Origin of the sequence: Paenibacillus sp. GCM10027628 (assembly GCF_042676385.1) — a bacterium.
Taxonomy (GTDB): Bacteria; Bacillota; Bacilli; order Paenibacillales; family NBRC-103111; genus Paenibacillus_E.
The window spans coordinates 250,132-275,559 of record NZ_JBHTHA010000033.1 but is presented as its reverse complement, the minus strand read 5'-3'; the positions used below and the strand labels follow the sequence as shown (position 1 = coordinate 275,559).

Here is a 25,428-nt window from a genome sequence, read left to right as displayed (position 1 = left end):
CTCCTCCGATATTCGTTTAATCGTGTTCGTCAAGAGGGGGGACAATCGCCCCCCCGCCTTAAACATGGATCCCTGTTACTTGTTCCTTAAGCGCTCGACTTCTTGCTTCATTTTGTCCGAATATTGCTGTGGCGTTACTTGACCGGCCAATAGGGCAGATCCAGTCTTGCAAAGAACATCCCACATGCCATTGGGCAGGTACACCCGGTCAAAGTACGGGAATACACGTACATTTGCATATTTATCGTAATACTCCGTAAATTCATGCTGGGCCGTGACACCCTTCAGACCCGGAGGAAGCTTGGTCACATTAGCGAATTTCGCCATATTTTCAGGCTTTGCAAAGAAGGCGACCAATTTTTTTGCTTCATCCAAATTTTTGCTGTCTTTGAAAACACCCATCGTATATCTTTCCCCGCCGGAGAAGTTAGGCTCGTCTCCTGCTGCCATCGATGGAACCGGCATAAATCCGATTTTTACGTTCGGATTCACTTTATGCACTTCATCCGCAAAGGAAGGTCCTAGAAGGGTGAAAGCAACTTTTCCTTGTGCAAAAAGAGTCGACAGATCGCTATATTTGGCCGTCAAGACATCTTTATTCATATAACCTTTCTTCGACATCTCCAGGAATTTCTCCGGCAGCGGGTTCCATTTGTTCCAATCCACTTTATTATCGAGCAGGTTTTGTGCTTCATTTTGCTTCGGACTTACAAGAAGTGAGGTTGCAAAATAGTCGAAAAATTGTCCGATCATCCAGTCGTCGATGCCGGAGAAGTAAAATGGCGTCACCTCGCCGTTACTTTCCGCTTTCAGCTTTCCGGCAGCCGCCATCAATTCATCGAACGTTTTCGGCGGCTCGATATTGTATTTTTTCAAAAGATCGACATTGTAGGTTAAGCCGTCCTTCGCTTCGCTCAAGACTAGCGCATGGACTTTGCCGGCTTTATCCGTAACGACATCCTTAATCGTATCGGTCATTTGCGACGTCCACGGTTGATCCTTGAGATCGGCCAAATATTTGCCGTATCGGATGACGGCCCAGCCGTGAGTATCGAATATATCCGGTAAATCGTTAGCCGCCATTTTTACTTTCATCATATTTTCATACTCGCTGCCCGGGAATTCCAAATCAACATCGATATTCGGGTTATCCTTGATGTAATCGTTTGCAATTTGTTTATACACTTCTTGAACAGGCTTATCGTTCGTTGTACCGTAAACAGTAATTCTCTTCTTAATGCCACCACCTGCTGCTGCAGCTGTGCTTTTCGGCGACTCCGCCGGTTTCGTTGTATCTGCGGGCTTGGTTGATGCCGATTCCGGCCTTTGGGAACATCCTGTCAAAGCGATGGACAAGGATAGCGCCGAAAGTATCGCGGCACTTGCTAGTTTCTTCATCTTGTTTGAACCTCCCTAATTTTGTTTCAACATCTGTATATTGTTGATATCCTCATGCTATCAAATTTGATTGCGCTTACATATGCCATGGATATTAGATGCATGCGCTCATTTATTTACTCCCTCTAACTTAGCACAAAAAAAGGCTGACAACATGTTTCCCCTTGCTCGTTGTCAGCCGGATGATCTTATTTTGCTTTCTCTTTTTTAAACAACCTTTTAATACTGAACCTCTCACTATTCATGATTGTAGCTTCGATCGGATCAGCACCTCTGGCTTGATCGATTTGACGCATTTCTTTTTGAAAATGTATAAAAAGATTCGTTATCCATTTGGCGATTACAAAGACTATCACGTAAATCATAAATATGTAAAAATAATTCATCCCTTTGTAGATACGAAAAAGTCCAAAAGTGATTAATGCCGGTTTAAACAAAAATGAAAGAAACAACGAATATGCGGTTGCATAGAGGTAATAATTTTTGTTTTTATTCAAAGTCCATTGATACAACAGCATAAATGTCACTGGAATTAAGGATGTATCCAATGCCACACTTGCAGGAAAGAAAGGCATCATTTTATACGGGTAAGTGACCAAACCGTGCATAACGCAAAATATATCTGCGTAATGGAACCATACGTGTATATTTAACCCAAAGAACCCAATGAGTAAGGCCTTCCTTCTGTCAATTAAAAAGTACAACGCCACTAATGGCACGATGAGAAATGCTACTGCGACCCAAAATTGCCATGTATTCAAGTTGGAATAATGCATCCAATAATCTTTAGAAACGTTAGTTACTCTCTCATGGAGTTTGGTGATCTGCTCCAATTGCTGTAGTTGCCCTGTACCCACGGTAGTTCCTCCTCACCAAATTTGTAGTTATTATACCCCATGACTTCCACTCTCAATCCAATTGGTTATTGAGATCTTCCTATTTCGGATGATTGGATTTTCGATTTTTGCAAAATATAAAAGCAGGAATACTATACTAAAACTGGTAAGGGAGGGGTTCATATGATCAAGCATTCGCCAAAAGACAAATGGAATGATTACTTGGAGGTTGCGTTATACGCGCTTGCAGCCGTTTGCTTTTTTTATTTTCTAGTTAAGGGCATCCATGCAAAGGTTTTCGAGGCGATATTAATTATTGCCGTATTGGCTCTAATCCGGACTTTAATTAAATATACGAAGGCCAACATGTTTCCCGCACTGCGTTTTTCCATATTGCTCTTCATCTTTGTTGCGATGTTTTTGGGAAATGAGTTTGGATTTTATAGCGTCATTCCTTATTTGGATAAAATCGAGCATTTGTTTTCGGGGGTGATCCTTTGCTTTGTCGGACTTCTGTTTTTCATAAAAATCAATACGAATGCAGATATACTCAGGTTCCAATCCAAAATCGCGATATGGTTCAGTTTCTTTTTCGCCGTTGCAATGGCCGGTTGTTGGGAAATTTATGAGTTTACCACAGACTGGTTATTCGGGCTTAATTCCCAACAAGGAAGCCTCCTCGATACAATGTGGGATATCATTTGCGGGACAATAGGCGCTGTTGCAACGAGCCGATATTTAACTTATAAAGCAAGGAAAAAAGAATTACCCCTTATTGATGTTGATAAATCATAAATCAACTGTCTTCGCCCCAAGTCAAGCGCGATCCCCGACTTAGGACCAGCATGCAACACCGTCGTCAGTCTGTTTTCCCGAACTCGCAGATCCCTTACAATAAAGACATGAAAGACAAGATGTTACCGACTCTTTCACAGTCGAAATCATAAATTGAGAGGAGAAAATGAACATGAAAAAAATATTTCGTTCGACAACAGACAGCCGATTGACAGGAATTTGCGGAGGGATCGCTCAATATTTAGGTGTTGATTCTACGCTCATCCGTCTCGTTTTGGTAATTTCAGCATTCTTCAGCTTTGGTACCACAGTGCTTCTTTACTTCATCGCCAGTTTGCTGATCCCAAAAGATTCTTATCTGCCTTATAGTTAAATATCCACCAATTACTCAGAATAGATTTTCACCTGAATAATCACAATATAACTACCCGTTGGAGGTGGTTATATGATCAAAAGATTATGTAAAAATATAATTAAAATGGTAGTAGTCCCTACGATTCTCTTTGGAGGATTATCCGCTTGCAGTTTAAAAAAAGGAACTGATGGAACCGATGGGACTAAACCCTATGCCGCTAATGATGTGAGACCTATAAAGATTAATGAAGCGACTGATCAGGCTCAATGGGAAAAAACCGCTGATGCGATTATTTCGGAGGGGGTTCGTTATATCGGAGCGCCCTATGTCTATGGTGCAGAGAGATTTAATGACAAAGCATTCGATTGTTCTTCTTACGTACAATATCTTTATGCGAAGCAAGGGATTAAATTAGGCTATAACGCTAGAGAACAGGCTGTGCAGGGACAAGAAATTCCATTTATTAATTTGCGCAAAGGGGATGTCATGTTTTTCTCCGATGAAGATTTCCCCAACGAGACTGGATTAAATAAAGTGCGGCATGTCGGCATTTATATGGGGGATGGGCATATTCTTCATACTTATGAACAAGGAACTGGAGTCATCATTAGTAATATTCATAAGGATAAAAAAGAAGGCGAATATTGGTACCAGCATTACCTGCTTGCCAGAAGAGTAATCCCTGGCTAGACGCGAATATGTTCACAGACAAAGGCAGTTCGGGACGAATTTTCCCCGGCTGCTTTTTTGTTGTCAGCAGCTTTACTCAGAGGCTATTTCGATTTTCATGGATAAGATCCCTTGGTAAGCGTCAAAATAAGATGCGCTATTCTCGATATTATGTAGCTTTCTACCGGAGGATCTGTTGGGATTATGAAAATCAAACGATTGAATTGGATTATGATCATATGGTGTATGCTTCTTTGTCCTGCTCATCTTTTTGCTGCCGACACAGATCAGGAAACACGGGATATACAAGCTTTTTTAAGCAAACTTTTCAATGAAAGAACCCGTTTGTTAATTGATCGGCAGCCGGAAGCTATTCATCATTTTTATGAGAATACGGACAAAATAAGCCAGTTTGCTTATGAACAGGAACTGCTCCGGAGCAATTATATCAACACTTGGGCGGAAAAAAGGAGCATCGTTTTTTCCGCGGCAAAAAGCAATATCCAGATTAATCGCATCAAAAAAGAAGGGGACTTGGCGAAGGTTTCATTAAAACATAGCTTACAATTAAGTTATGTCTACAATACAGATAAGTATAATCCGCAGTTGTTCGGCATAGGAACAAGGCATGCGTTGACGCTAAAGAAAATGAATGGCGAATGGTTCGTGCACCGCGAATGGTATACCGATCCGCTGACGGAAAATCCGAAATTAATTCCTGAATTCAATGGTTTCCCGAATCCTGCTTTCTTGAAATCCAAAACGTATACCGTTCAAAAGGGCGATGTTGCAAAGAAGGGCTACAATAGAGAACGGGCATTAGTATACGCCAATAAATATGCAGGAGCCGCATGGGGGGCCGGTAACGATCATCGGTACAATAAAAAGTATATGGATTATACATATCAAGGAGGAGATTGCACCAACTTTGCTTCGCAAGTGCTCGGGGATAAAGACGAAGGCGGCGGACTGCGAATGAAATCGGGATGGCATTACCGTTCAGAGGGGAGCCAAGCTTGGGTACGGACGGATTCATTTAAAGATTTCTTATTGCATTCCGGGTACGGCAGACTCGTAGCCAAAGGCTATTTTACGGATGTAGTTAAGCCAAATGACAAATTTTCTGGCGGAGCCGTTGCGGCATTAAAGCCGGGAGATCTAATTGCTTATGAAATGGATGGGGATATCGATCATTTTTCGATCCTGGTTGGCTTTGACTATAATGGGTATCCGCTTGTCAATTCCCATACAGCGGATCGATATCGCGTGCCTTTCGACCTCGGTTGGGATAAAAACACGAAATATTTATTAATTCACATTAATGACTGACTTGTCTCACCTCCAATCATATCTGAGTGGCTTGTGCAATAAGATAATTAGGACAAGGCGCATAAGGATATTTGAGGTGATCCATGATCGTACCCAAACTGGCAACACAGATGGCACTTCGTACGGGTGCCATTTTTCTTGTAAAGGTCATAGGTTTTTTTGCCCGGATTGTGTTATTCCGGTTGCTTGGATCCGAAGGCATAGGACTTTATCAAATGGCGTATTCCGTCTATGCGCTAATCCTTACTGTTATTACAGGAGGATTTCCTACAGCAATTTCCCTTGCTACAGCAAGTAACCGCAAGCAAGGATGGCTGTTATTTAAAGGAGCCGGTATTTTTCTGGCCTTTTCAGGTATTGTGTTGGGATTTTATTGCTATAGCTATGCATCCCCTCTTTCTCTCCTGCTGGGTGACGCTCATCTAGAATTCGCCATACAATGTATTGCTCCGGCAATTGCAATCGTACCCTTCCTTAGTTTTTTACGCGGCTTTCTTCAAGGTTTGGAATATTACGGGTATATTGCGGTATCAGAGCTTATTGAACAGTTGTTCCGCGTAGCTGCAATGATCACAATTACAACAATGTGGTTAAGGTTCGGTATCCCCAATGCAGTCGGGGGCTCAATGTTAGGAGCCCCTGTTGGCGCTCTAATATCATTATGCTTTTTACTGATCGTACTCATAAGTTCAACCATTCACAAACTAAATGTTAACGATAACAAAACGACTTTACGGCAGTTAAAAAAGTCAGATATATGTTTGTTTATCTTCTCGGCACTTTCCATTCTTGCCACACGTTCTATTGTTCCCGTCTCGGATTTTCTCGATGCCATCATTATTCCGCATCGGCTGCAAGCTGCAGGTATGAGCGTCTCAGATTCAGTTTCGGTTTACGGTATTATTTCAGGCATGGCTGCAACGATCGTGTACATGCCTACACTCGTAACATTCGCTCTTGCCTACACGTTGTCCACCAAAATTACAACAGATTGGCAAGCCGGACGGCGGGACCGATTTGTTTGGCGTATCCAATCAGCGTTGCAAGCCGTTTGGCTCTGGGGATGCGGTTCTGCTATTGTTTTGTTCTTTTATGCCGAGGATCTTTCCAATTTATTATTTTCGAATAGTTCGGCGGATTCCTGTATTCGTTATATGTTGTTGATCCCCTTATTATCAGGAATCCGGGAACTTTCCACCATTGCTTTGTGGGGAATCGGAGACAAAAAAAACCCTCTAATCGGGCTAATTATCGGAGTAATGATTTCATTGGCGCTCAATTATTATTTAATCGCCATACCTGGAATCACCTATGTGGGAGCTGCTACAGGGATGCTTTCTCTAGAAATGATTGCGGCCTTATGGAATATGAAAAAGCTAAGAACCTATATGAAAGGGCTCCTAAATGGATTAACTTCCAGCACGATCGTCATCATCTTACTTTTTGCCGCAACTTTGTTTTTAACCAGACTAACCTCTCAAGCTGTTCATCTGCCCCGCCTCGTACAATCTATTGGTGAAATGACGTTAATATACGGTTTCTTAATCGTCTATATTTTAATTCGTTTCTTGAAAAAGGAACGTCGCCTTATATGATATGGCGGATTCAAAGTCATGATTTATTCGGCAACCGCATATAAGGCAACAGAGTGTTTTTAGAAAGGAGGCATCACTATGGCTGCAAAGCCGCCCCTATTACAAAGAGGAGATACCGTTGGAATTGTTACGCTGGGAAGCCCACTCGACGCCAGTATCATTGATGCGCGAATTAGTTTCCTTGAAAGTATGGGGTTCAATGTAGCTTATGGAAAATATGTCTACTACTATGATGGGATCGTTGCCGCTACAGCTCAGCAGCGTGCTGAAGACCTTATGAGTATGTTTAGGAATCATAATGTTAAAATGATCCTGCCTGCAAGAGGAGGCACTGGGGTTGCGGATATATTTCCGTACCTTGACTTCGGATTCATAAGAAATAATCCTAAAATAGTAACTGGGTACAGCGATATAACCATTTTATTAAATATCCTTTACCAACTCGCGGATTTAATTACTTTCCAAAGTCTTTTGTTAATTGATTTTAATGCGGACACTCCAGCTTATAATTTCAACCAATTTTTTTCCGCTACATCAACCTTAACCGCTCCAAGAATCATTCAGAATCCGCCCGGATTGCAATTGACCAGTTTAATAGGAGGAAATGTTACCGGACCAATCGTAGGAGGAAATCTTACTTCACTGGTTGGTACTCTTGGGACTCCATACGAAGTTAATACCACTGGGAAAATATTATTACTGGAGGAAACACACGCACCCTCCAATACGATTTACCGTTATTTGACTCAATTGAGGATGGCGGGAAAGTTTCGTGATTGTATCGGCATTGTGATGGGCCAATGCACGGGCTGCACTATATCGTACAATACGTCTTACGAGAAATTGATCCAGGAGTTAATTGTTCCTTTAGGAAAACCCCTCATGACCAACTTAAGCACGGCACACGGTTACTATAAAGCAGCAATCCCAATAGGGGCCAATGTCAACTTAAATACAAACAATAACATGCTTACCGTACTCGAGCCTTCGGTCAGAATGTAAAGCTCAATATTTACACCATAAGGCTGCCAGGGATGAGACGATCCGGCAGCCTCATTGAGCTTCAGAAAAAATATTTCAAATTTCATTTAAATATTTGAAATTTTAATTCTAGCAAATTATAATAGAAACGGAGTCCCATTTTATGGAAGGAGGATTGAAGAAGGCTTTTTGCCAAGTTGTAATCATCATCTTCATTCGGGAGGGAAATTGTTGAAACTAATACTAGGATTTCATTGGAAAAAGCTGTCGATCTCCCTGGCAGTCGCCCTACTAGCGGCTACCGGATTCACACCTGGGCTTGCCGGTTCTTTCCAAGCCCCGTCTAAGGTCTACGCCGAACAAGTCAAGACGGATTCGTTGCAAGAGGCCTTCGCTTCCGCCGCCAAGGAGTTCGGAGTGCCCGTGAGCATTTTGATGTCCGTCTCCTACAACCTTTCAAGGTGGGAGCACCATAATGGACAGCCCAGCACCTCCGGGGGATACGGTATCATGCATCTGACCGACTTTACGCAGCGGGAAAAGAATGATGAGAAGGGGAACGGCGACGAGGATAAGACATCAGCTTCGTTGAACGATCCGAATCTGCATACGCTGTCTGCGGCTGCCCAGCTATTGAAAGTCGATCCGGAATTATTAAAACGAGATCCTGCCAGCAATATCCGGGGCGGAGCCGCACTGCTGGCAAAGTACGCGCAGGAAACGCTCGGTAAACTACCGGTAGCGGAATCTGATTGGTATGGTGCCGTTGCCAAATATAGCGGATCTTCAGAATCGGCGGCTGCCCTGGATTTCGCTAATGGCGTGTATGAAACGATTCAGCAGGGAATGGCTAGGAAAACTCCAGAAGGACAACAGGTAGAGCTGTCGTCCAAAGAAGTAAAGCCTAATCTCGAATCCGCCAAAACACTTCATCTGCGCGAAACCAAACCCGATGCCGCCGAGTGTCCGCGCAATCTCGACTGCAGATTTATTCCTGCTGCCTATCAGCAGAACGGAAACAACCCGACGGACTATTCCAATTATGATCTTGCCGACCGTCCCAAATTCGGTCCCGATATCCGTTATATCATCATTCATGACACTGAAGTAAGCTACCAGGGAACGATTGACTTATTCACCAACCCTAACGCTTCGGTTAGCGCCCACTATGTTCTCCGGTCGTCCGACGGTCAAATCACGCAAATGGTCAAGACCAAGAATGTAGCATGGCATGCCGGCAACTGGTACTTCAATATGCATTCCATAGGCCTGGAGCATGAGGGCTTCGCCATGCAAGGAGCAACCTGGTTCACCGAGCGGCTTTATCGTTCTTCTGCTGCCCTTGTTCGCTATCTGGCTGAGAAATACGATATTCCACGCGATCGTGCCCATATTATCGGTCATGATGAAATACCGGGTCTATCTCCGGCGCGCCAACCGCTTATGCATCAGGATCCCGGTCCTTTCTGGGATTGGGAACATTATATGCAGTTGGTTGGAGCTCCAATCGTTTCCAAGCACGGCTCCAAAGGCATGGTGACCATCAAGCCCGATTTCAAGAGCAATCAGCCATACATCAAGGATGCGCCTGCTCAGCCGTCCAACTTCGTTTATTTATATAAAGAGCCTAGCTTTTATGCTGACTTGATTGATGATCCGGCCCTTGTCGGTCAAGACAAGCATGAAGGTCTCAGTATAGGCGCCAAAGCTTCCGTAGGGCAGACTTTCTCACTCGCAGACAAACTGGGTGAATGGACCGCAATCTGGTACGGGGGGCAAAAAGCCTGGTTTCATAACCCGCAGGGAAAGAATACGGTCTCAGGCAAAGGGATGCCAATCACTCCGAAAGCCGGCACGGTTTCCATTTCGGTCTATGGCGCCGCTTATCCGGAAGCAGCAGCATATCCTTCCGATATCTCGCCTAAAGTGCTGATTCCACTGCAGTACACCATTCCGCAAGATCAGGTCTATGTTGCCGTGGAAAAAGTAAAAAGTGATTATTATTATGCCTCGGTATTTACGAATGACCCTTATGCGACCCATAAGCTGGTCAAAGGAAAGGAAGAGTTCTACCGGATCTACTTTAACCACCGCTTCGCATTTGTTAGAGCCTCGGATGTTGAGAAAGTCCAGAAGCAGCGGGGGTATGAAGAGGAGAATCACGACGGAAACGATTCCGGCGATTCCGATTCTTCGGCCGAATAGCTGAACTGTGACAGGAGAATTACACGCAAAAGGACCGTCGGGTTTACCCTTACGGTCCTTTTGCGTATAAATTCATACGTTTGTGTATGAGAAGGAAATTAGGTATGGCATCTGCCCACTTCAAATCTGACATTTCAATAGTTCAGCATTTATTTCTTGGCTGCCGCTATGTTATTGTTTTCGAAAATAGCTCTGCAGGGTCCACTCTGAAATCACAACATTTATGACCAAACCTAACCAGATGTTTACCTCAAGCACTTTGCCCAAAACCATTGCAATATCCCCACCCGCGGAGTTCCCGTGCGCCGCGAAATACAATAAGATGCAAATCGGAGTTACGATGCGTGCGCTTACTGCGACCATAGTCATGGCATAGTTACGTATCATCCACGACCTGTGCGCTTCAAAATTGCGCCTCAGCGCAGAGCGATATCCTTTCCACCCGGTGAAGAGCCACAAGACCGCCAAGGTCCAAAAAGCCAATTGCCGAATGTAGCTTTCCTCAAACAAGCCCACGACAATACCAGTCGCACCTCCAATGGCTATGCATCCCAGATAAATACGACCTACAAAGCGATGAATGCGCGCTTGCTTTTGGCGCAAGCTTGGGATGAATTGAATCCAACCTATGCCAAGGGCGATAAACGAAATAAAGATATGAACGAGCAGCAATGGAAACTGGTATGGAACAGCGCTGTTCAGCTTAATGCGACTGAGTGCGGGATCAAACAGCAAATACGGGGCAATGGCAAATCCCCCAACGCCTAAAATAATGACTACGAATAGGATCCAACCGATCCTCTTTTGTCGCACCATTTTATACCGTCTCCCTTTTTGGCTCTGAAGACTTCGCCGCATGCTTAAAAGAAGCTGGCATACGTTCATTTGTCATGAAGAAAATAGAGATTGCGCCCAGGGCTGCGGGGATTAAAGCCCACAGAAACGTTTGAGAAATGGATGACGATAGCGCAGATACGATAGAATCCAGCGTTTCCTGCGGAAGCTTTAGCCGCTCTGCCGGTGTCAATAGGCTGTTCGTGTTCCCGATACCTGAACTCACGTCCCCGATACTGCCCGTCATTTTGTTCGTAAAGAGGCTGCGTTGAATGATTCCGAATCCTGTAATGCCGAGTGTCGTACCAAGCGATATCATAAATCGGTTGGTACCCGTCGCTGAACCGCGCTGGCGCATATCGAATGGATGTATAGCCGCCATGTTGAGGACCGAAAATGAGAAACCTACACCGAATCCGGTCAAGATCATCGCGCCCATAACTGCCATCCGTGTCGTTTCCGGCGTCAGGGTGCCCAGTAAAGATATCCCGCCGAGAAAGAACAAACAGGCTCCGAGCATGATATTCCGGTAACTGGTTTTACTTGTGAGAAATCCTCCGATCTGGCTGCCCGCGACTGAGCCCAGCATCATAGGAGTCAAAATCGTTCCGGAGTTCGCCGCGGTACCGCCGAGCACGCCCTGAACGAAGATAGGAATATAAACGGTAGCTGCAATAAACGTTATCCCAATACATAATGAGGCGACATTACTTGCTGCAAATAGCCGATTCTTAAACATTTGAAAAGAAAGGATCGGATCTTGAACTTTGGTCTCCACATACAGAAAAAAGGAAAGAAATACAGCAAACGCCGCGAACAGACCGATGATTTCTACCGAATTCCACGGATACTCATTACCGCCCAATTCCAGTGCAAACATAAGGGAGACAACTGCCGCAACAAGGGTAACCGCCCCCCACCAGTCAATCTTTTGTTTGGAGCGTTGCAACGATTCGTGGTAAAAGCATACGATGAAGACCAGCGATAGAATACCAAGTGGAAGGTTGATGTAAAAGATCCAGCGCCAATTGAGCGTCTCTGTCAACAATGCGCCAAGCAACGGGCCGAAAATACTTGAAACGCCGAAGACAGATCCGAACACCCCGCTGACTTTTCCTCGTTTCTCAGGCGGGAAAATATCAAAAATAATCGTAAAAGCGATCGGCATAATTGCACCGCTTCCGATTCCCTGCACAGCCCGGTACACGCTTAGCTGCACAATGCTTTGGGCGGTTCCGCACAGAACGGAGCCGAGAATAAACAGCGTCAAACCGGTTACGAAGAACATTTTACGTCCGTACATATCGGACAATTTACCAAATATCGGTGTCCCGGCCATCATGGAGACCATATAGGCGGAAGTAATCCATACGAACTTGTCGAATCCGCCAAGTTCTCCTACGATCGTCCCCATCGCTGTAGCGACGATTGTATTATCCATAGCCGCCATAAGAATACCAAGCAGCAGTCCGGCGACAATCCATCCGATTTTGTTTTTATGGTTCATCGCGCCTGCCTCCTTGGTATCCGTCTCAGCGTTGTAATCGAACCCCAGAACAGCAGCAACGCAATGACCGGATGAAGCGCAGCCAACACAAAGACGGATTTAAACACTTGTACAGTAAGAAATTGAAAAATAATCAACGCGAACAAACCCAGACTTAACCAGCGAACTTTTCCATTCATTTTCCCTGCAAATGTAAGCAGGAACATAACCAACGGCGTTAGCGCGAAACTCCGCACGAACGTCCTGTGTATTTCCCAATCGGTCGAATCTGAAAAGGTTGCCATGCCGGCGATAAATACTTGAACGATGATACAGAGTAAGAAAAGCCAAGCCAGTATTTCAAAAATGAGCCGCCCCCACCGGGCGAAAGTACCAATCTCCATAATCCTTCTCCTTTTCCGTTCGTTTTTCCTTACCACATCTCCTACATTAACCGTTAATTCTCACGAATTCATGCTGATAATAATCACAAAACGCTCAACAAAGAATACCGTTTCAGTCAAATCGGCAACTCGAGACACGGCATATGGTACAATTGAAGCCAGATCCGATTTGGAGGTTTATTTATGAACATTAAGCGCACGGTAATGATCGTCGACGACGATAAAACCATCGTGGAATTGATGCGCGATTTTCTCGAAGATGAACAGTTCACCGTAATCGGCGTTTACGACGCCGCTAGCGCTTTGGAAATATTAAAACAAACGAGTGTGGATTGTATCTTGCTGGACGTAATGATGCCTGGTCAGAACGGCTTCGACCTTTGCCGCCAAATCCGCCGCACAAGCGATACGCCTATTTTGTTCTTAAGCGCACGTGGCGAGGATGTGGACAAAATACGAGGTTTGAGTTTAGGCGGAGACGATTATATCGTGAAATCCGCGACGCCTGAGGAAGTCGTAGCACGTGTAAAAGCCGTGCTCCGTCGTTCAGGTAAGAACGAGAAAGAGCAGCAGTTTGAATTAAACTTCGATCGGCTGGTTATTGACTTAAAAGCACATGAAGCAAGGATTGACGGCCTACATGTGCCGTTTACACCGAAGGAATTCGAAATCTTGTGTTTATTGGCGGAATACCCGCGCCAAGTCTTTACTTATGAGCAGCTGCTGGAGCGATTTTGGGACGGAGTCGGCGACAAGCATACCGTCACGGTACATATCGGTCGGATTCGCGAAAAGATTGAAGACGATGCCAAGAAGCCCAAACTCATTGCCAATGTATGGGGAGTCGGGTACCGCTTTGAAGGAGTAAGAAGATGAAAACGCTAAGAATACGCCGCTTGATGCTTGTCGGCATGTTAGTCATCCTTGTCATTCCCCGTTTGTTCTATGAAATTCCTGGCATGCTGGATCGATTCGTGTTCGAGAGAGCCTTACATGAACAACAACAAAATGCATTAATATCCATTTTAAATAAGGTTACGATGAACGCATCTCATTGGCGGGAGGCAGGCTGGCAAGCGGATTTACGTGATCAAACCTCTCGTTCTCAAGTAAGAGTTTTGCTTCTGGACGCTGCGGATCACGAAATTTTCCGTTCCGCGGATATCAAGTCCGGGTCCGATCCCACTCGCGAAGCAACCGTGATAGAAAGCGGTCAAGTGCTGGGGAATGTGCTCTTATACATCTCCGATCCAGGCAGTGTTGCGGCATCAATATGCGCCGTACTCTCCACGGTATTGGTTATTTTTTTTATCGGATATCAAATGGGCCGTGTGGTCGTAAAACCGCTTGAGGCCATGAGCGCAGCAGCCAGACGGATTGCCGGAGGCGATCTGGATTTTGAACTTCCCGGATCGACCGTCGCTGAAGTCGCTGATGTCAGGGCGTCCTTCCAAGTCATGGGGAAAGGGCTTCGGGATTCGCTTGTACGACAGTCCCAGATGGAAGAAGAACGTCGTTTCTTTCTCAGTGCGATCGCACATGATCTTAGAACGCCGCTTTTTGTCCTGCGTGGTTTTTTAACAAGGCTGGAACGCGGGCTTGCCGAAAGCCCGGAGAAAACGGCCAGATACATCACAATATGTACGCAAAAAGCCGACCAGTTGGAGCGCCTGGTCTCCGATCTCTTTGCTTATACGAAAATGGAATATATGGGAGGAGATGCCCGTCGTCTCGAGGAAATTGAGTTTAGCTCATTGCTGTCGGCTGCTCTAGAGGATTATCGAGCGATTGCCGGTGAAAAAGAGGTGGAAATTGTCTTCGAGTCTCCAGATGCCAGCTGCACGCTTCACGGTGACTCCCATTTGCTGAGCCGCGCGGTGAGAAACGTGCTTGACAACGCTCTGAGGCATACACCAACCGGCGGATCGATCAAAGTGAAGTGGCGCAGCGAGCAGAGTCAGGTCACTTTTACCGTTGAAGACACGGGACCAGGCATCTCTGATCAAGATTTGCCTCATATTTTCGAGCCTTTCTACCGGGGAGATGAATCGCGAAATCCGGAAAGCGGAGGAACCGGTCTTGGCCTTACGATCGCACGACGAATACTGCGCGCACATGATGGCGATCTCATCGTCCGGAATCGGTCGGAATTAGGAGGAGCGATTTTTACGGGCTGGATTGCGGCTATCTAAATGCTGCTGTTCTTGATTGCCCCATTTCTGCACCCATTTGTCCATTTCTTTCAGAGCGGTTTGAAAATCGCTGCCTTTCTCGGTCAACGAATACTCTACCGTCACAGGTACAGTAGGAAACACTTGGCGGCTCACAAGTCCATTTTGTTCCAGATGGCGGAGCGTGTCCGTTAGGGACTGGGTCTTAATGATAGACACGCTTCTTTGAAGCTGATTAAAGCGCTGCGGCCCCTTAAGAAGTTCGTCCAGCACCAGGAAAGCCCATTTGGCGCCAAGAATTTGCAGGACCTCACAAATGCTGGATCTAGCTTTTTCCGTCATACGCTCACCCTCTCCAAAATACTTACAAATTATAGTATGATGCCCGCTCCATCCTGTCAATGATTCGCATGTACTCACGTTATTCGATCCCTGACCGAAAATAATTATAAATGAAAATGCATAAAAGGAGTCATAGAAATACCATTATCTAATACAATAAATAAGGAGTCAGGGATAAAAGTCCCAGACTCCAACAAATGGATTCCTTCCATAGTTACAAATAAAGATCACCTGCGTGGCCGCTAAACCTATAGGGTGGTCTTTGTTTGTTTCGAACGCCTTTTACTTTTAAGCCATCGGATAAATTTGCGCATTGTAAACCAAAAATCAATAATTGTTGAAACGTTGCCTAAAATAGAGATGATAATTATAATAAATCTCATTCGTCTCACCCCCAATCTTAGTAAGGCTGAGAACACTTAGAAAATAAATAACTTGTAACTACTATATAATAGTCACACAAGTTGTGACTTAGACCATTTTCATGTAAATATTATCCACAATATTCACAGTTTGACTGTCAGGGGCAAATAAAAAACCATCCAATTGAGTTTGGATGGTTTTATTCGTTAGTACCTCTCCGGGTCCTGATTCATTTTTCTTCTTTGATAGAAGTAGGCTGCGACCTTTTTGATAAGGACAAACAAGAGGACAATAGCAAGAATGTTTACGAATAAACCGAGCATATGACCGAGTGCGCCCATACCTCCAAATAAGCCTCCGAACAATAGGCCAGCCAAACCTCCGAGTAACAAACCTTTCATTAAACCGCCGCTAAAAAATCCGGGTTTGGCATTCGGTGATGTAACACCGGGCGTTCTTGTCGTCGTTCCCGCAGGTTCATGTTTAGAAACATCGTGGGGTGACGTTTTATGCTGTACTGCCGGTGTGAAGCTTTTGCGCGGCGCCTTAAAGGAAGTTTTGGCTTCTACGAGCATTGGAACTGAAAAGGAGAAAACCAGCATACTTGCCATTAGCATCAAAACTATTTTCTTTAACATGTTGTCGCTACCCTCCTGGAATCATCCTTCAATTGAATAAAGATAGGATTTCCAATCGGGCTTTTTTTATCCAAGATTTTACTTCAATAATTAAAAGTGTAACTTCCGGAACCGACGCGAATGATCAATCCATCTTCGCCTTCTGCGACGGAATGCAAACCTTCCATGCTCATGAGCGGGCTGCCACTTTCCATTACTGGATTGATTGGTAGAGGAGATAAAATGATTTCGGCTGTCGTATTGGCTGGAATCACGACAGATAATTCAATGCGGTTGTGATCCTCTTTCTTCCATCCTGCCTGAATCTCCCCGTACATCGTCTGATGCGTGGCCTCTGCAAAAGAGAGCTGCTCCCCCATATGCGGTTTGATGCGGATCGCTTTATAGCCGGGTTCTGCTTCCATTGTATCGATCCCGACAGCGACCCGGTACAACCAATCGCCGATTGCGCCGTAGGCATAATGGTTGTAGGAGTTCATATCGTCATTCCAAAACGAGCCATCCGATTTAATGCCATCCCAATGCTCCCAGATGGTCGTTGCCCCTTTCGTAACCGAATAAAGCCATGACGGATATTCCTTTTGAAACAACAGCTTGTAGGCCAAATCCGTATAACCGAACCGTGAAAGCACATGGCACAAATAGGGCGTTCCGACAAAACCGGTCGTAAGATGCGTTCCATTCTTCTCGATATGGTCAGCAAGCATCCTGGCTGTGCGGGCTCTATCTTTTTCCTCGAGCAGATCGAACATCAGCGCAAGCACGTACGCCGTTTGCGTTGGAGAGGCTACGCGTCCATTAGGCGTAACGAACTCTTGCCTGAAAGCTTGCGCGATATGCTCCTGAAGCGCCGAGTAGGACAGCGCATCCTCGTGCCTCCCAAGAATTCGGGCAGTTTTAGCAAGTATACCGGTTGAATAAGCGTAAAAAGCCGTCGCAATCAAATCATCCGGAGTGGCACCGATGTAGCTGTTTTCCTTCGCATCCAGGGCTAGCCAATCGCCGAAATGCTTGCCCGTGTTCCAGAGGTACTCATTCTCCCCTTGAGCACGCATATATTCCACCCATGCCTTCATGCTTGCATATTGACTCTCAAGTATTCGCGTGTCGCCATAGCATTCGTAGACCGTCCAAGGACAAATGACAGCAGCGTCGCCCCATGCGGCGGAAGCATAACCGACCTTAGGTATATTCGGTATGACGTGAGGAACGCCGCCATCCGGCTTTTGATCCGCTGCCAAATCCTTGAGCCACTTCTCGAAAAACGGGGCTACATGCATATTAAAAGCAGCCGTTCGTATGAAAACCTGAGCATCTCCGGTCCATCCGAGCCGCTCATCGCGTTGCGGGCAATCCGTTGGGACATCCAGGAAATTCCCTTTTTGTCCCCATACAATATTATGTTGCAATTGATTGATAAGCTCATCTGAACAACTAAAAGTACCGCTCGCTTCCAAATCCGTATGAATCACACATCCAATAAAATCGTTCATTAGCCTATCTTTTGGTACCCCGTCTACCCATACATAACGAAATCCTTGGAAAGAAAAGGAAGGTTCGTAGGATTCAGGACCATCCCCACGACATATATACCGAATCGTTTGCTTGGCGGAACGAAGGTTGCCCGTATAAAAATTCCCGTCACGATCGAGAACTTCGGCATGCTGTAAAGTAACGACGGATCCCTCCGGCAAGTTCACGGTAAAGCGCATCATTCCGACCATGTTTTGCCCAAGATCGAGCACCGTTTCTCCACGCGGTGTCGTAATCACCTCAATCGGCTTCAGCGTTTGGATGATTCGCGTCGGTTCGTTCTCCTGCGCAAGCAATGTCGCTTTGGTATGTTCGTGATGGCTAGCGGCCTTCCACTGAGCATCGTCGAAGTCTGTCGTGTTCCAGCCGTCCTGTTTTTTCCGCGCGTCAAATATCTCTCCATGATAAATCTCGGACATCAATAAAGGGCCCGAATGCCCTTTCCATGTCTCATCCGAACTGAATATTTCCTCGGAGCCGTCTGTATAGATCACATGTAGCTGCATCAATAACGCCCGCTCAGATCCGTATACACCCTTTTGACTCGCCCATCCTAAATTCCCTTTATACCAACCGTTCCCGAGCATTGCTCCAATAACGTTCTCTCCTTTGGATAGCAGCCCTGTCACATCAAATGTTTGGTATTGCAGCCGTTTCTCGTAACTCGTCCAACCCGGTTTAAACAACGTATCGTCGGCGATCTGCCCATTCAGAAATAATTGATATAGGCCCAACGAGCTTGCATAAATGCGCGCTGTCGCTACATGATCACGAAGTGAAAAAGACTTTCGTAAATAGGCAATCGGCTCGTTGCCCTGGTCGTCTTCAGGCAATCGCAGCTTGATCCAATCAGCTTGCCATTCCGTTTGCGCCAGGAACGCTGTCTCCCAGTAAGCCGTATCGCTCCAGTTTGAAACGCGATCCTCCCGATCCCACACTCGGACTCTGTAAAAGTAGCGCGTTCTAGATTGAAGCGCGGAGCCGTCGTATACATGATGCGTACTTCGATCGCTATGCACCTTTCCCGTATCCCAGAGCAGCGGTTCAAGGAAATTCGCCTCTCTAGCAACTTGAATTTGATAGGCCTTTTGAATAAAACTTCTGGCATCCGCCGTAATTTTCCAGCTAATCCTCGGCTGAACATCGTCCATGCCCAGTGGGTTTCTTTTATAATTGCAACGTACGTCATACACACTGAATGAGCTCATTTGTCAGCCTCCCTCCTTATGATCAACTTCATTGTAAGACTTTTATTTTTGTGCGAATACTTGTATTCTTGACATAACTATATGGTAAAGTTGACAATCGATTAGGAAGATAGTTCGTTGGTAAAGGAGCCTTGCTATGACCCGTCGTCATATAAGTAAGTTGGCTGGAAAAAACTTGTTTCAAGAAGGAATGCGCATTCATGTGAATCGAAACGAAGAAGGGTTTCAGTTGGACTATCACGAGCATGATTTTTTCGAAATCGTATATGTTTTATCCGGAAAAGGCTACCATCATATTCATAACGAGGTCTTCCCTGTCACCAAAGGGGACTTATTTTTCATACCTGTAGGAACTTCGCATGTATTCCGCCCTTATACAACCAAACGTGAGGACAAGCTTATCGTCTATAATTGTCTATTCACAGAATCGCTGCTCGATGAAATAACCGAGTTGATTCCTGAGTTCCAATTGAAATCCCTATTGCTGGAAAACAGTGAAATCGAGGGATATTTGACTGTCCGGGATCGCCGTTTGACATTAGAGTCCACGTTTCAGCGCATGCACGAAGAGCATACATTCGGTCGACCGGGTTCTTCCACCTTTCTATTCGCACTTCTCCTTGAGCTATTGATCGAGCTTGCCCGCCATCTCATGCATTGCCCTCAAATAGATGTATTCGCTGCTGAGAAAACCGACGATCCGATCGGTCAAGCTTTGGCCTATATGCAAAATCATCCGGCAGAAAATTTCACACTGCAATCGATGGCAGAAAAGTACCAACTAAGCGAGAGACACTTCTTCCGTTTGTTCAAAGCGCGAATCGGGCAATCGTTTCATGCGTATTTGCAGCAGTGCCGCATTCGGTTAAGCTGCGAGCTGCTGCGGGGTACACCGGAAAAAATCGATTCTATCGCGAGTATGGTGGGATATCGGGATACGCAGTCGTTTTACCGGGTATTTAAAAGAATTGTGGGTCTGACACCGGGGGATTATAGGAAAACAAATAAATAGGTAGAAGCACACAATGAAAAAAAGCCTGGCCGTACTCGCATTATCTACCCTAATGACAACTGGAGCGGCCTATGCGCAAACGAATGATAACCCTCAACCAAATACAACGGATATAACCGTTTCAACCCAAGCCGCGGTATCCCCTATAACGATATCCATTAACGGAGAGTCGATTCATGAGCACGGTTATTTGCCATTGAAGGGGACGGAACCGATGCTGCCACTCCGCGCCGTTGCTGAGAGATTAGGATTCACGTTAGTCTGGAACCAAGAAAACTTATCTGTTGATCTAAACAAAAACACCCTGTTTACAACCGTAAAAACCGGTGAAGACCACTACACGATCAATAAAATGTTTAATTCCCTCGGTGCGGCGCCTGAACTATTGGATAACAAATTATATGTGCCCTCTTTTGTAAACAAAGTACTGCACGGTTCTGCCTCGACGCAGGGCAATACGGTTTCCATCACGCTTGAGGAACAGCAAAAGAAAGTTCAGACGACAGGCGTTATCACTTCGATTAAACCGTCCGGCGACCAGGCCTCCATTCACACCAAAGGTGTGGGTACCGAAGGCATCGTGCTAAATGTCAGCAAAGATACGGTTTATCGGATGCTTGACGATACCAAGCTCGGTCTCTCCGATCTTCATGTCAGCCTGACTGTCTCTACAGAACATTCCATGGCAGCAACGCTCAGCTTACCGCCGCAAACACCTGCTTCGAAAATCACCGTCTTGGATGCAAAGCTGCAAGCGGATCTCATCGGTACGGCCGGTGAAATTGCAGAAGTTCGTAGCGACAATAACGGGACAACAGGTATCCTCATTAAAGGTGTCGGACTAACCGATCAGTCCCCAAGCGGGCTGCTTCTTAAGCTAGTCACAACTAAAAGTACTCATTTTGGCCCGCTTCGAATGCACATCATGCAACCATCGGCCAATTTCAAAGAAATGAGCGGGTAACCTTCGGGTTACCCGCTTGACAAAGAACAAAGGTCGTTAATAGTGTATAAGTTTGACGCTAAATTTCGGAGAAATCGCCATTTCGGGGCTCGAAAGAACAAAAGTCCATAAACAGCGAACGATCTTCGCTAATTATGGACTTTTATTCGTTCGAAGCCTGATTGGTGGTCATTTGCCCACCAGATGCGTCAAAATGTTCTCTATTTAGAGACCTTGGTTCTTTCCCTCACAATTCAGATCAATTCGTTCATTATGCACCGGGCTTGGGATGATCCCGCAACCAATCTAAAATATCATCTATTGAACGTACAGGCACGATCAGCAATCCAGAGGCTCCTTTCCTCGCCTCAGCTTCATTGCTAACGGGAACAAAAAACACATCCGCATCCGTTCTGCTAACCGTATACGCTTTTTGCTCCAAGCCCCCGACAGGCCCAACTATTCCATCAAGTTCCATCGTTCCCGTTCCGGCTACCTTATGCCCATTCAATACGCCGCCTGGCGTTAGTTGATCGATCAAGGTTAGCGCAAGCATCGCGCCATGCGACGGCCCTCCTTCATGAAACAAATAGTTATGGTAGTTGACCTTTTCGGGTATGTCATATTGCAGTTCATTGCTCACATAGATGCCAAATGCCGCCCGTCCCGGATTATCCGGATTGGCACGGGTCCCCGCCTTTAGCGTCAAGGGCTTGCCGGCTCGCAACACCGTGACTTCCACCTGATCCCCCGGTGTCGTCATCGCCATGCGGTCCGTTAATTCTTGTACGGATTTTACACTCTCTCCTCCTACCTCCTCAATCACATCGCCTGGCTGCAAAATGCCCTCAACAGGACTGTTTTTGGCGATTCCCGTGATGAGAACCCCAGTGGAAGTAATCCCCTTGCCTCTTCCTAACTTTTGCAAAGCAATTGCACTTCCCGCTTCATTGGCATCCACTTTCATAGTCCTAACTTGTTGATTATAATCGCCTATCGACATGCCCAGATTATTAACTTCAAAATAATAGTGAGGGAATAGCTTGGCATATACCCAGTCCATCGGGAAAGCCGGTCGATCAAATACGAGTACCCCCGAAATCTCGCCATGCGGAATGCCGCCATTCACTTGCGCATAACGGTTCATGTTCAATGTAATCCCGGGATAGGTGACCAAATACCTGGTTGGAAAAAATAAAACAAACAATAAACACAACGTTAGAACAAAAACAGACATGCTCCGAACGGGAATTTTGCGCCATTTACGCTCACTGAAAAATAAATCAACAAAGACGAGCAACCAGGACAGCGCAAAAGCACTCACCGAAAACTGAAGTTGCTTCGGTATCGTCAGGATAACGATCATGGCAATTCCTCCGGAAATGAAAACGGCTCCGGATCTTATTTTAGCCCATCTCAAGTGGCTCTCTTGCCTTATGTTAAAAAGCTTTCGTATAGACGCTATCATCCAGATCAGCGGGACTAACGCAAGTATATAAACGAGCAGATCAAGTGCATCAATCCAGTATAACGCTTTCCCCAGTCGTAACGGATCAGGCAGCCAGATTAACTCTCCCGCCACACATAATAACATGGCTAGTGCCATGCCCGAGTAATAAAGTCTCTGAACCTTTTTCATAATAAATAACCCCAGTCTAAGTCTTGGTTATAACTGACACTATAGTAAGTTTTGCAGCATGTTCGATCCCTATCCATTACCCAGATCATAACATAATTCAAATCAGTCTCAATGAATAAATGTTTATGATCCAACGCAACAACAATAAGCCGAGTCTGACCGTAAGAGCCGGCCTGACTTGGCTTATTGATTTATCGACTTAGAACCTATCTTGTCTCACGATGAAGCGTATGCCGCTTTAGACGAGGACAATATTTTTTCAGTTCCAAGCGTCCCGGATTCGTTTTCTTATTCTTCGTCGTCGTATAGTTGCGATCTCCGGTTTCGGTACATGCTAATGTGACGATCACTCTCATGTCAAACTCACCTCCAAATGGTATTCGGATCCTTATCAGGCAGTAGTCGTAAATTCTTCCACAACATTCGGCAGCTCATCCGGAAAGCGGGCCCAATCCATGCTCATCTCTTCATCCGTCAGCAAGCATTGATCCAGCTCTTCCGAAATGAGTCCACGGTTCATTTCGATTCCGATGAACACAACCTTATTGATGCGATCTCCATACGCTGGATCCCAATGTTGGATTTGTTCCGCATCTTCCTCGAGAACAGCCTGCTGCTCCGCTTCTGGAAGTGCCGCGACCCAATAACCCGCGGGGCCGAATCGGATGGAAGGACCGGCTTGACTAATATTTTGTGCGTAGGCATCTCTGGTCGCTAGCCACATGATGCCTTTCGCTCTAACAACTTCCGCCGGCCAATCGCTCATCCACGCCATCAGCCTGCCCGGATGGAAAGGCCGGATTCGTTCGTATACAAACGAAGAGATGCCGTATTCTTCCGTTTCCGGCGTATGAGCCGGCTTTTCCATTTCTTTCATCCATCCTGCAGAAGTACTTGCCTCATCGTAATTAAACAAGTGCGTGTTCAGAATCTCGCTCGGATTCACCTTGCCTTGAACCGAACGGATGAATTTGGCTCTAGGCTGAAGTGTACGTAGCACACCTTCCAATTCCTCCAGTTCCTCGTCGGCCAGCATGTCGCATTTGTTCAGGATAAGCACATCGCAGAATTCAATTTGGTCGATTAATAAGTCGACCACTTCGCGCGTGTCATCTTCGCCAACCGCTTGATTACGATCAAGCAAGGTTTCGCCGGAAGAATAATCATGCCAGAAACGATACGCATCAACGACAGTCACCATGCAGTCTAATCTGCAATACTTCGATAAATCGATACCCTGCTCTTCATCCACATAAGTAAACGTTTGTGCAACCGGAACGGGCTCGCCCACACCGGTAGATTCAATCAGAATGTAATCGAACCGACCTTCCCGGGCTAACTTTTCAACTTCCTTCAATAAATCATCCCGAAGCGTACAGCAAATGCAGCCGTTCGACATTTCAACGAGTTTCTCGTTCGTATGAGAGATGCCTCCGCCATCGCGAATGAGATCCGCATCGATATTCACTTCGCTCAAATCATTGACGATAACGGCGACACGTAGGCCGTCCCGATTATTTAATATATGATTTAACAGGGTTGTCTTCCCCGCTCCTAAGTACCCGCTTAACACGGTAACTGGAATCTGCTGCTGCGTCATTTAGCTGCGCTCCTTTTATTGTAATTATTACGATTTGAACCAATGGTTAATGAAGCCTCTTATTCATTTAAAGCTTTCTTCAGCCCTTCAAGATTCTTTTTCATAATCGCAATATAGTCCAGGTTGTTTTTCTTATCCTCGTCCGTTAATCCTTCAAGCGGATTCAGTACATCGGTCTTAGCTCCGACCTCTTTTGCAATCGTGGAAGCGATTTTGGGATCCACTAACGTTTCAAAAAAGATCGTTTTCACTTGATGTTCCTTGGCAAATTTCACGACATCAACCATCTTATCAGGCGACGGTTCTTCTTCAGGTGAAAGACCTGCAATCGGAATCTGCGTCAATCCGTATTCTTTGGCCATGTAGGCAAATGCCGCGTGCTGAGTAATAAAATCTTTACGCTTGGCGTCTTTTAGCCCTGATTTATAGAGTTCATCCAGCTCTTTAAGCTTGGTGATGTAAGCTTCGGCATTTTTCTTGTAATCCTCTTTGTGGGCCGGGTCCGCTTGTTCCATCGCCGCTTGAATGGCCGCAACCTCTTTCTGGGCAAGAGCAGGATCTAACCATACGTGGGGGTCAAGTGTAGATTCTTCATTCGCTTGACCCTCTTTGCCGGCAGCACCGTGATCATCTCCCTCTTCAGGCAAGCCTTTCAATATTGCTACCGACTTGCTTGCCTCCACCACGACACGCTTGCTATTCGCAGCACTCTCCAGCGCTTTAGGAGCCCAGCCTTCCACGATTCCGTTATATACAAAGACGTCCGCTTCTTTCACTTGAGCGATGTCCTTCGCACTTGGTTCCCAGTCGTGCGGTTCGACGCCTGTCGGAATCAGTGCAGTCACTTCGGCACGATCTCCGGCTACTTGCTTGCTGAACTCATACATCGGATAAAAAGTAGTCACCACTTTTAGCTTCTTGCCGCTATCAGTGGCCGTAGATACCGCTCCCGAGTTCGTTGTGCTCGGTATAGCCGTCGTGTCCGTTTTCAAATCTTGCTTAACGTTCGTGCTGCAACCGGAGAGGATAAGTGCGGATGCTGCGGACAGTACCAAAGATTTTTGAATCCATGCTTTCATGATTTGATAACCT

At 45.7% G+C, this 25,428-nt stretch carries 23 protein-coding genes; 11 read left to right on the top strand and 12 right to left on the bottom strand.

Annotation, left to right across the window (positions count from 1 at the left end; genetic code table 11):
- Positions 1-75: 75 nt before the first annotated feature.
- Positions 76-1,398 (bottom strand): ABC transporter substrate-binding protein, encoded by a 1,323-nt coding sequence (locus tag ACFQZT_RS22155; protein WP_379303142.1) that lies wholly within the window; start codon positions 1,396-1,398, stop codon positions 76-78.
- Positions 1,399-1,586: 188 nt separating this feature from the next.
- Positions 1,587-2,255 (bottom strand): CBO0543 family protein, encoded by a 669-nt coding sequence (locus ACFQZT_RS22150; RefSeq protein ID WP_379303140.1) that lies wholly within the window; start codon positions 2,253-2,255, stop codon positions 1,587-1,589.
- A 162-nt stretch (positions 2,256-2,417) separates the two neighbouring features.
- On the opposite strand from ACFQZT_RS22150, the gene ACFQZT_RS22145 reads away from it, so the two are divergent.
- The 7 genes from ACFQZT_RS22145 to ACFQZT_RS22115 all read left to right on the top strand — a co-directional run bounded on the left by ACFQZT_RS22145 (position 2,418) and on the right by ACFQZT_RS22115 (position 10,163).
- The gene (locus ACFQZT_RS22145; protein ID WP_379303138.1) at positions 2,418-3,029 is read left to right on the top strand and encodes a DUF2238 domain-containing protein; all 612 of its coding nucleotides are present in this window, start codon (positions 2,418-2,420) and stop codon (positions 3,027-3,029) included.
- A gap of 172 nt (positions 3,030-3,201) precedes the next feature.
- Positions 3,202-3,402: a PspC domain-containing protein gene (locus ACFQZT_RS22140; RefSeq protein ID WP_379303136.1), complete on the top strand. Its 201-nt coding sequence runs from the start codon at positions 3,202-3,204 to the stop codon at positions 3,400-3,402.
- 72 nt (positions 3,403-3,474) lie between these two features.
- Positions 3,475-4,074 carry a C40 family peptidase gene (locus ACFQZT_RS22135; RefSeq protein ID WP_379303134.1) on the top strand — a complete coding sequence of 200 codons (600 nt, stop codon included), beginning with the start codon at positions 3,475-3,477 and terminating at the stop codon, positions 4,072-4,074.
- Positions 4,075-4,257: 183 nt separating this feature from the next.
- Positions 4,258-5,382 (top strand): amidase domain-containing protein, encoded by a 1,125-nt coding sequence (locus ACFQZT_RS22130; protein ID WP_379303131.1) that lies wholly within the window; start codon positions 4,258-4,260, stop codon positions 5,380-5,382.
- An 83-nt stretch (positions 5,383-5,465) separates the two neighbouring features.
- Positions 5,466-6,977, top strand: a complete 1,512-nt coding sequence (locus tag ACFQZT_RS22125) for an oligosaccharide flippase family protein (RefSeq protein WP_379303129.1) — start codon at positions 5,466-5,468, stop codon at positions 6,975-6,977.
- 78 nt (positions 6,978-7,055) lie between these two features.
- Positions 7,056-7,979, top strand: coding sequence for a S66 peptidase family protein (locus tag ACFQZT_RS22120; protein ID WP_379303127.1), 924 nt, complete (start codon positions 7,056-7,058; stop codon positions 7,977-7,979).
- Between the two features lie 210 nt (positions 7,980-8,189).
- Positions 8,190-10,163, top strand: a complete 1,974-nt coding sequence (locus ACFQZT_RS22115) for an N-acetylmuramoyl-L-alanine amidase (RefSeq protein WP_379303125.1) — start codon at positions 8,190-8,192, stop codon at positions 10,161-10,163.
- A gap of 171 nt (positions 10,164-10,334) precedes the next feature.
- Here ACFQZT_RS22115 and ACFQZT_RS22110 read toward each other — a convergent pair whose 3' ends face one another.
- Genes ACFQZT_RS22110 through ACFQZT_RS22100 form a run of 3 tightly spaced genes read right to left on the bottom strand, consistent with a single transcriptional unit; the run spans position 10,335 to position 12,887 of the window.
- Positions 10,335-10,979, bottom strand: coding sequence for a DUF2306 domain-containing protein (locus ACFQZT_RS22110; protein ID WP_379303123.1), 645 nt, complete (start codon positions 10,977-10,979; stop codon positions 10,335-10,337).
- Between the two features lies 1 nt (position 10,980).
- Positions 10,981-12,504, bottom strand: a complete 1,524-nt coding sequence (locus ACFQZT_RS22105; protein WP_379303121.1) for an MDR family MFS transporter — start codon at positions 12,502-12,504, stop codon at positions 10,981-10,983.
- The gene (locus ACFQZT_RS22100) at positions 12,501-12,887 is read right to left on the bottom strand and encodes a DUF6220 domain-containing protein (RefSeq protein ID WP_379303119.1); all 387 of its coding nucleotides are present in this window, start codon (positions 12,885-12,887) and stop codon (positions 12,501-12,503) included. Before ACFQZT_RS22100 ends, ACFQZT_RS22105 begins: the two co-directional genes overlap by 4 nt.
- A gap of 183 nt (positions 12,888-13,070) precedes the next feature.
- Between ACFQZT_RS22100 and ACFQZT_RS22095 the strand changes: the two genes are divergently transcribed.
- On the top strand, positions 13,071-13,763 hold the full coding sequence (locus ACFQZT_RS22095) for a response regulator transcription factor (protein WP_379303117.1): 693 nt from the start codon (positions 13,071-13,073) through the stop codon (positions 13,761-13,763).
- Complete coding sequence (locus tag ACFQZT_RS22090; RefSeq protein WP_379303115.1) at positions 13,760-15,079, top strand: sensor histidine kinase; 1,320 nt, start codon at positions 13,760-13,762, stop codon at positions 15,077-15,079. The genes ACFQZT_RS22095 and ACFQZT_RS22090 overlap by 4 nt, the downstream gene beginning before the upstream one ends.
- Here the strand turns inward: ACFQZT_RS22090 and ACFQZT_RS22085 are convergent.
- From ACFQZT_RS22085 to ACFQZT_RS22075, 3 genes are all read right to left on the bottom strand, one after another.
- The gene (locus tag ACFQZT_RS22085) at positions 15,038-15,400 is read right to left on the bottom strand and encodes a winged helix-turn-helix transcriptional regulator (protein WP_379303113.1); all 363 of its coding nucleotides are present in this window, start codon (positions 15,398-15,400) and stop codon (positions 15,038-15,040) included. The genes ACFQZT_RS22090 and ACFQZT_RS22085 overlap by 42 nt on opposite strands.
- A 569-nt stretch (positions 15,401-15,969) precedes the next feature.
- Positions 15,970-16,401: a hypothetical protein gene (locus tag ACFQZT_RS22080; protein ID WP_379303111.1), complete on the bottom strand. Its 432-nt coding sequence runs from the start codon at positions 16,399-16,401 to the stop codon at positions 15,970-15,972.
- A gap of 83 nt (positions 16,402-16,484) precedes the next feature.
- The gene (locus ACFQZT_RS22075) at positions 16,485-19,142 is read right to left on the bottom strand and encodes a family 78 glycoside hydrolase catalytic domain (RefSeq protein ID WP_379303109.1); all 2,658 of its coding nucleotides are present in this window, start codon (positions 19,140-19,142) and stop codon (positions 16,485-16,487) included.
- Positions 19,143-19,278: 136 nt separating this feature from the next.
- Between ACFQZT_RS22075 and ACFQZT_RS22070 the strand changes: the two genes are divergently transcribed.
- Together ACFQZT_RS22070 and ACFQZT_RS22065 are read left to right on the top strand one after the other, a co-directional pair.
- Entirely contained in the window at positions 19,279-20,154 is an 876-nt protein-coding gene (locus tag ACFQZT_RS22070; protein ID WP_379303107.1) for a helix-turn-helix domain-containing protein, read from the top strand.
- A gap of 13 nt (positions 20,155-20,167) precedes the next feature.
- On the top strand, positions 20,168-21,118 hold the full coding sequence (locus ACFQZT_RS22065; protein WP_379303105.1) for a stalk domain-containing protein: 951 nt from the start codon (positions 20,168-20,170) through the stop codon (positions 21,116-21,118).
- Positions 21,119-21,368: 250 nt separating this feature from the next.
- Here ACFQZT_RS22065 and ACFQZT_RS22060 read toward each other — a convergent pair whose 3' ends face one another.
- The 4 genes from ACFQZT_RS22060 to ACFQZT_RS22045 all read right to left on the bottom strand — a co-directional run bounded on the left by ACFQZT_RS22060 (position 21,369) and on the right by ACFQZT_RS22045 (position 25,415).
- The gene (locus ACFQZT_RS22060) at positions 21,369-22,736 is read right to left on the bottom strand and encodes a PDZ domain-containing protein (protein ID WP_379303103.1); all 1,368 of its coding nucleotides are present in this window, start codon (positions 22,734-22,736) and stop codon (positions 21,369-21,371) included.
- Positions 22,737-22,942: 206 nt separating this feature from the next.
- Positions 22,943-23,092 carry a 50S ribosomal protein L33 gene (gene rpmG, locus ACFQZT_RS22055; RefSeq protein ID WP_379303101.1) on the bottom strand — a complete coding sequence of 50 codons (150 nt, stop codon included), beginning with the start codon at positions 23,090-23,092 and terminating at the stop codon, positions 22,943-22,945.
- Between the two features lie 35 nt (positions 23,093-23,127).
- Positions 23,128-24,336, bottom strand: coding sequence for a GTP-binding protein (locus tag ACFQZT_RS22050; RefSeq protein ID WP_379303099.1), 1,209 nt, complete (start codon positions 24,334-24,336; stop codon positions 23,128-23,130).
- A gap of 59 nt (positions 24,337-24,395) precedes the next feature.
- Complete coding sequence (locus ACFQZT_RS22045; protein WP_379303097.1) at positions 24,396-25,415, bottom strand: metal ABC transporter substrate-binding protein; 1,020 nt, start codon at positions 25,413-25,415, stop codon at positions 24,396-24,398.
- Positions 25,416-25,428: the final 13 nt, after the last annotated feature.

Bases quoted from the DNA above. Each gene is read 5' to 3' on its own strand.
- ACFQZT_RS22120 (WP_379303127.1), top strand. From the start codon at position 7,056: ATGGCTGCAAAGCCGCCCCTATTACAAAGAGGAGATACCGTTGGAATT.
- ACFQZT_RS22140 (WP_379303136.1), top strand. From the start codon at position 3,202: ATGAAAAAAATATTTCGTTCGACAACAGACAGCCGATTGACAGGAATT.
- ACFQZT_RS22135 (WP_379303134.1), top strand. From the start codon at position 3,475: ATGATCAAAAGATTATGTAAAAATATAATTAAAATGGTAGTAGTCCCT.
- ACFQZT_RS22130 (WP_379303131.1), top strand. From the start codon at position 4,258: ATGAAAATCAAACGATTGAATTGGATTATGATCATATGGTGTATGCTT.
- ACFQZT_RS22045 (WP_379303097.1), bottom strand. From the start codon at position 25,415: ATGAAAGCATGGATTCAAAAATCTTTGGTACTGTCCGCAGCATCCGCA.
- rpmG (WP_379303101.1), bottom strand. From the start codon at position 23,092: ATGAGAGTGATCGTCACATTAGCATGTACCGAAACCGGAGATCGCAAC.
- ACFQZT_RS22060 (WP_379303103.1), bottom strand. From the start codon at position 22,736: ATGAAAAAGGTTCAGAGACTTTATTACTCGGGCATGGCACTAGCCATG.
- ACFQZT_RS22065 (WP_379303105.1), top strand. From the start codon at position 20,168: ATGAAAAAAAGCCTGGCCGTACTCGCATTATCTACCCTAATGACAACT.
- ACFQZT_RS22145 (WP_379303138.1), top strand. From the start codon at position 2,418: ATGATCAAGCATTCGCCAAAAGACAAATGGAATGATTACTTGGAGGTT.
- ACFQZT_RS22110 (WP_379303123.1), bottom strand. From the start codon at position 10,979: ATGGTGCGACAAAAGAGGATCGGTTGGATCCTATTCGTAGTCATTATT.
- ACFQZT_RS22100 (WP_379303119.1), bottom strand. From the start codon at position 12,887: ATGGAGATTGGTACTTTCGCCCGGTGGGGGCGGCTCATTTTTGAAATA.
- ACFQZT_RS22075 (WP_379303109.1), bottom strand. From the start codon at position 19,142: ATGAGCTCATTCAGTGTGTATGACGTACGTTGCAATTATAAAAGAAAC.
- ACFQZT_RS22080 (WP_379303111.1), bottom strand. From the start codon at position 16,401: ATGTTAAAGAAAATAGTTTTGATGCTAATGGCAAGTATGCTGGTTTTC.
- ACFQZT_RS22070 (WP_379303107.1), top strand. From the start codon at position 19,279: ATGACCCGTCGTCATATAAGTAAGTTGGCTGGAAAAAACTTGTTTCAA.
- ACFQZT_RS22085 (WP_379303113.1), bottom strand. From the start codon at position 15,400: ATGACGGAAAAAGCTAGATCCAGCATTTGTGAGGTCCTGCAAATTCTT.
- ACFQZT_RS22105 (WP_379303121.1), bottom strand. From the start codon at position 12,504: ATGAACCATAAAAACAAAATCGGATGGATTGTCGCCGGACTGCTGCTT.
- ACFQZT_RS22125 (WP_379303129.1), top strand. From the start codon at position 5,466: ATGATCGTACCCAAACTGGCAACACAGATGGCACTTCGTACGGGTGCC.
- ACFQZT_RS22090 (WP_379303115.1), top strand. From the start codon at position 13,760: ATGAAAACGCTAAGAATACGCCGCTTGATGCTTGTCGGCATGTTAGTC.
- ACFQZT_RS22155 (WP_379303142.1), bottom strand. From the start codon at position 1,398: ATGAAGAAACTAGCAAGTGCCGCGATACTTTCGGCGCTATCCTTGTCC.
- ACFQZT_RS22095 (WP_379303117.1), top strand. From the start codon at position 13,071: ATGAACATTAAGCGCACGGTAATGATCGTCGACGACGATAAAACCATC.
- ACFQZT_RS22050 (WP_379303099.1), bottom strand. From the start codon at position 24,336: ATGACGCAGCAGCAGATTCCAGTTACCGTGTTAAGCGGGTACTTAGGA.